Source organism: Mesorhizobium sp. M1A.F.Ca.IN.020.06.1.1 (assembly GCF_004023265.1).
Classification (GTDB): Bacteria; Pseudomonadota; Alphaproteobacteria; order Rhizobiales; family Rhizobiaceae; genus Mesorhizobium.
In genome coordinates this window covers 1-4,735 of sequence record NZ_RZSR01000449.1, presented here as the reverse complement: position 1 = coordinate 4,735, position 4,735 = coordinate 1, and the positions used below count along the sequence as shown (strand labels likewise).

Genomic DNA, 4,735 nt, shown 5'->3' with positions numbered 1-4,735 from the left:
AGACGATACCGTTCGATCATGCCGCGCCGCTGCCGGACGGCCTGTTCCGGCCGCTGCCACCCTATGAGGACTTGCCGCGGCCGCTCTCGCCTTCAGGCGCCTCGGCGCTGATCGACGAAGCGACGGAAAGCTTGCCCGACACGCGCTCGCCGGTGCTCGATGCGGAAACCGAACCCGGCTTTGCGGTGATGCGCGGGCTTGCACTGCACAAATTGCTGCAGATGCTGCCCGGCATCGCCGAGGACGAGAGGCGGAGCGCGGCCGAACGCTATCTGGCGCGCGCCGGCGCCGACTGGCCGGCCGAAGAGCGCGACACCGCGCTGGAAGCCGTGCTTTCCATCCTGTTCGACAGAAGCTTCGGGGCGCTGTTCTCGCCGTCCTCGCGGGCGGAAGTCGCCATCATGGGCAGCCTGGAGGTGAAGGGCAAGCTGCGCTCCATCTCCGGCAAGATCGACAGGCTGGCGGTCACTGCGGAAACGGTCTCGATCGTCGACTACAAGACCAACCGGCCGGCGCCGGCCAGCCTGGCCGAAGTGCCGCCGGCCTATGTCCTGCAGCTTGCGCTCTACCGCGCGCTGCTTCAGCCGCTCTATCCGGGCCGCATGGTGACGGCCGCGCTGCTGTTCACCGAGGCGCCGCGCCTGATCGAGCTGCCGGCAGCGGCCATGGACGGTGCCCTTGCCCGACTCACGGGAGCGTGACACAAGAACTGCTTGAACATCGCCACCACAGCCACCACATTTGGTGCAACCCGAGTTTTCGAAAGGATTTCAGCATGGCCACCGTCAAGGTCGACAAGGGCAATTTCCAGGCCGATGTGCTCAATGCCAAGGAGCCGGTCGTGGTGGATTTCTGGGCCGAGTGGTGCGGTCCGTGCAAGATGATCGCCCCGGCTTTGGAAGACATCGCCAAGGAGCTCGGCTCGAAGGTGAAGGTCGCCAAGCTCAACATCGACGAGAATCCCGAGTTGGCCGCCCAGTACGGCGTGCGCTCGATCCCGACGCTGATGATCTTCAAGGGCGGCGAAGTGGCCGACATGAAGGTGGGTGCGGCGCCGAAGACGGCGCTGTCGCACTGGATCAATGGCAGCCTCGCCTGAGCCAATCCGAATATCAGAAAGATCGAGCCCGGCCATTGCGCCGGGCTTTTTCCTTGGCGCCATCGCTGACGGCGCTCTGGCCCTGACGCTTCGGGCAGCCATCTCCTTTCCTTAAGAAAAGGAGAGTCCCATGACCGGAACAGCCAAGGCCACAGTTCACGTCGACAATGAGCGCGTGATCGTCACCGAATACCGTTTCGCCCCGGGCGCCAACACCGGCTGGCACCGCCATGGCCACGACTATGTCATCGTGCCGCTGATGGACGGCAAGGTGAAGCTGGTGACCAAGGACGGCGAATCCTTCGCGGAGATGAAGCAAGGCGCGCCCTATTTCCGCCGGGAAGGCGTCGAGCACGATGTCATCAACGCCAATGACGGCGAATACGCCTTCATCGAGATCGAGCTGAAATAACCTTCGAGGCAGGCGCCGCTACCAATCGGCGACGCGATCGCCGCCGATGAATTGCGCGCTTTTGTCCGTGTATTCGAACAGCTCGATCTTCACGCCGTTGGGGTCTTTGATCCAGGCCTGCCAGGTGCCGTCGCAAGCGAGCTTCTTCGCCGTCACCTCGACCGCTTGCGACCGGATATGGGTGATCGCGGCGTCCATGTCTTCCACCTCCAGGCAGAAGTGGTTGATCTGGTTCGCCTCGCTGTAGCGGGCTTCGGTCTTCTCGAACACCTCGACATGGCTGCGGCCGCCGCAATTGAGATAGAAACCGAAGATCTTGCTGTCGCGCAGGAAGTTGAACTGCGTGTCCATGCCGAGCACATCCCGGTAGAAGCCGCGCGTCGCCTCAAGGTCATGCGCGAAGATGCAGACATGGGCCAGTTGGTTCACCTTGATCACGATTGCTCCTCGCGACTGCCTCGGCGCTATCAGGTCGGCGGCGTGCCGTTCTCGTCCAGCACAGCGCCGGCGAAATAGAGCGAGCCGCCGATGAGGATGCGCGGCGCCGGACCGTCCCAGCTGTCGCGCAGCAGCATAAGCGCATCGGCGACGGAGTTGACCGGCTCGGCCGACAGGCCGGCCTCGGTGGCGCGCAGCGCGAGCTCGTCATTGGGCACCCCGGCATCGCTCTTGCTCACCGGCACCGTGTAGACATGGCGGGCAAGCCCCTTGAAGGCGCTGAAATAGCCGGTCTGGTCCTTGGTGTTGATCATGCCGGCGATAAGGATCAGCGGGCGCGGGTTCTTTTCCTCCTGCTCGGCCAGCGCTTCGGCGATGACGACGCCGGCGCCCGGATTGTGGCCGCCGTCGAGCCAGATCTCGGCGCCCTTTGGGGCAAGCTCAACCAGCCTGCCCTGCGTCAGCTTTTGCATCCGGGCCGGCCACGTGGTGCTGGTCATCGCTTTTTCGGCAGCCCGATGGCTTATCTCGAAGCCGGCGGCCTTGACCGCGCCGATCGCCGCGGCGGCATTGGCGAACTGATGCCGACCGGGCAGGCGCGGCAGCGGCAGGGCCATCAGACCGTCCTCGTCCTGATAGACCATGCGGCCGTTCTCCTCGAAGGCCAGGAAATCCTGACCGTAGACAACGGTCGGGCAATCCAGCCGCTCGGCGGTCTCGATCAGCACCTCCAGCGCGGTCTCGCTTTCCTGCGCGCCGATCACCACCGGGCAGCCGCGCTTCATGATGCCGGCCTTTTCGGCCGCGATCAGCTCAACGCGGTCGCCGAGATAGGCTTCGTGATCCATCGACACCGGCATGATCACCGAGACGGCAGGCCGCGAAATGACATTGGTGGCATCGAAGCGGCCGCCGAGCCCGACCTCGATGATCGCCGCCTCGGCCGGATGCTCGGAAAACAGGATGAAGGTGACGGCGGTGAGGATCTCGAAAACGGTGATCTTCTGGCCTTGATTGGCCTTGGCGACGCGCGCGATGGCCTCGGCAAAGACATCGTCGTCGACCAGCTTGCCGCCGCCCTCGGCGGCCAGCCGGTAGCGCTCGTGCCAGTTTACCAGGTGCGGCGAGGTGTGCACGTGGACGAGATGACCGGCCGCCTCCAGCAGCGCCCGCGAGAAGGCGGCGCAGGAGCCCTTGCCGTTGGTGCCGGCGATGTGGATGACCGGCGGCAGCCGGTCCTGCGGGTTGCCGAGACGCTCGAGCAGGCGGGCGATGCGGTCCAGCGAAAGGTCGAAACCTTTCGGATGAAGCGTCATCAGATGTTCGATTTCACGATCGGCGGCGAGCGTTGTCATGGCGGAATCCTAGAACATTTGCGGCGAAAGAACAGGATCGCCTTCAATGCCTTTCGTTCGTGTGCAATTCCGGACGCAAAACCGCTACGCACTCTTGCTGGAATTGCTCTGGCGCATGAGCCCGTACCGGGATCGGTTTTGGAAAGGGATCATGCGCAAACAGCTACTGCGCAGCGCAGCTGGCGCCATCGCGGTGGGCGGCAAACGGTGTCGCGTCAGGCCTGCGGCCGGGCTTCGGCGTTGACGACCGCCGGCGGCAGGATCTCAGGCTCCAATGGCTTCTCGGCCACTGGGGTCTTGAGCAGCATCTTCAACAATCGTGCGATGGTCGGGCGCATCTCCAGACGCGAGACCACCATGTCGACCATGCCGTGTTCCATCAGATATTCGGCGCGCTGGAAGCCGTCGGGGAGCTTCTCGCGGATCGTCTGCTCGATGACGCGCGGGCCGGCGAAGCCGATCAGCGCGCCGGGCTCGGCGATGTGAACGTCGCCCAGCATGGCATAGGACGCGGTCACGCCGCCGGTGGTGGGGTTGGTCAGCACCACGATATAGGGCAGGCCGGCTTCCTTCAGCCGGTCGACGCCGACCGTGGTGCGCGGCAATTGCATCAGCGAGAGGATGCCCTCCTGCATGCGGGCGCCGCCCGAGGCGGCGAACAGGATCAGCGGCCGCCTGCGCTGCAAAGCGACCTCGAAGGCATGGACGATGGCCTCGCCCGCGGCCATGCCGAGCGAGCCGCCCATGAAGGCGAAGTCCTGCACGGTAACCACCACCGGCAGACCTTCGATGGTGCCGACTGCGTTAAGAATCGCGTCCTCGAGGCTTGTCTTGGCCTTCGCCTCTTTCAGCCGATCGGTGTAGCGCTTCTCATCGCGGAACTTCAGCGGATCCTGCACGACCTTGGGGTTTTCCAGCGTCTCGTATCTGCCGTCGTCGAAGAAGTATTTCAGCCGCTCCTTGGCCGAGATCTTCATATGGTGGCCGGAAGACGGGATGACGAACTGGTTGGATTCGAGGTCCTTGTGGAAGATCATCTCGCCGGTCTCGGGATCCTTGATCCAGAGATTTTCCGGCATGTCGGTGCGCCGGCCGAGCATCGAATTGATCTTCGGTCGAACGTAGTTGGTGATCCAGTTCATCGCTTCGGCTCCTGTCCCGACGAAGAGACGTCCAGCAATTCCAGGAAAAGTGTGCGGCGGTTTTCCGTCCGGAATTGCGTAAAAACAAATAGTCAGACTATTCGGCGGCAGCAAGGCGGGCCGAGCGGACGCCCTGGGCAAGCCCGCTGACCAGCGTGGCGACCGCTTCGGCCGGATCGGCGGTCTTCTCGCCCTTGGGCCCGAGCACATTGGCGACCGCGTTGACAATCGCCGTGCCGACGACGACGCCGTCGGCGGAGGCGCCGATGGTACGCGCCTGCTCGGCGGT

The 4,735-nt window shown here is 64.1% G+C and carries 6 protein-coding genes and 1 pseudogene; 3 read left to right on the top strand and 4 right to left on the bottom strand.

Annotated features, from left to right (window positions below):
- The 3 genes from EOA60_RS19420 to EOA60_RS19410 all read left to right on the top strand — a co-directional run.
- Positions 1 to 701 (top strand): PD-(D/E)XK nuclease family protein (locus EOA60_RS19420; protein WP_206628168.1); only part of this gene is annotated, 701 nt, incomplete at its 5' end.
- 74 nt (positions 702 to 775) lie between these two features.
- Positions 776 to 1,099, top strand: a complete 324-nt coding sequence (gene trxA / locus EOA60_RS19415; RefSeq protein WP_041000044.1) for a thioredoxin — start codon at positions 776 to 778, stop codon at positions 1,097 to 1,099.
- Between the two features lie 130 nt (positions 1,100 to 1,229).
- Positions 1,230 to 1,511 (top strand): cupin domain-containing protein, encoded by a 282-nt coding sequence (locus EOA60_RS19410; protein ID WP_067002933.1) that lies wholly within the window; start codon positions 1,230 to 1,232, stop codon positions 1,509 to 1,511.
- 18 nt (positions 1,512 to 1,529) lie between these two features.
- Here the strand turns inward: EOA60_RS19410 and EOA60_RS19405 are convergent, their stop codons facing one another.
- The 4 genes and pseudogenes from EOA60_RS19405 to trpA all read right to left on the bottom strand — a co-directional run.
- Complete coding sequence (locus EOA60_RS19405) at positions 1,530 to 1,949, bottom strand: VOC family protein (protein WP_095825507.1); 420 nt, start codon at positions 1,947 to 1,949, stop codon at positions 1,530 to 1,532.
- A gap of 29 nt (positions 1,950 to 1,978) precedes the next feature.
- On the bottom strand, positions 1,979 to 3,304 hold the full coding sequence (locus EOA60_RS19400) for a folylpolyglutamate synthase/dihydrofolate synthase family protein (protein WP_128311747.1): 1,326 nt from the start codon (positions 3,302 to 3,304) through the stop codon (positions 1,979 to 1,981).
- A 215-nt stretch (positions 3,305 to 3,519) separates the two neighbouring features.
- Positions 3,520 to 4,446 carry an acetyl-CoA carboxylase, carboxyltransferase subunit beta gene (accD, locus tag EOA60_RS19395; RefSeq protein WP_095825505.1) on the bottom strand — a complete coding sequence of 309 codons (927 nt, stop codon included), beginning with the start codon at positions 4,444 to 4,446 and terminating at the stop codon, positions 3,520 to 3,522.
- A gap of 97 nt (positions 4,447 to 4,543) precedes the next feature.
- Positions 4,544 to 4,735 (bottom strand): annotated as a pseudogene (gene trpA, locus EOA60_RS19390) (tryptophan synthase subunit alpha); the annotation flags it as partial.

Coding starts and splice junctions, on each gene's coding strand:
- EOA60_RS19410 (WP_067002933.1), top strand. CDS start 1,230: ATGACCGGAACAGCCAAGGCCACAGTTCACGTCGACAATGAGCGCGTG.
- EOA60_RS19400 (WP_128311747.1), bottom strand. CDS start 3,304: ATGACAACGCTCGCCGCCGATCGTGAAATCGAACATCTGATGACGCTT.
- trxA (WP_041000044.1), top strand. CDS start 776: ATGGCCACCGTCAAGGTCGACAAGGGCAATTTCCAGGCCGATGTGCTC.
- accD (WP_095825505.1), bottom strand. CDS start 4,446: ATGAACTGGATCACCAACTACGTTCGACCGAAGATCAATTCGATGCTC.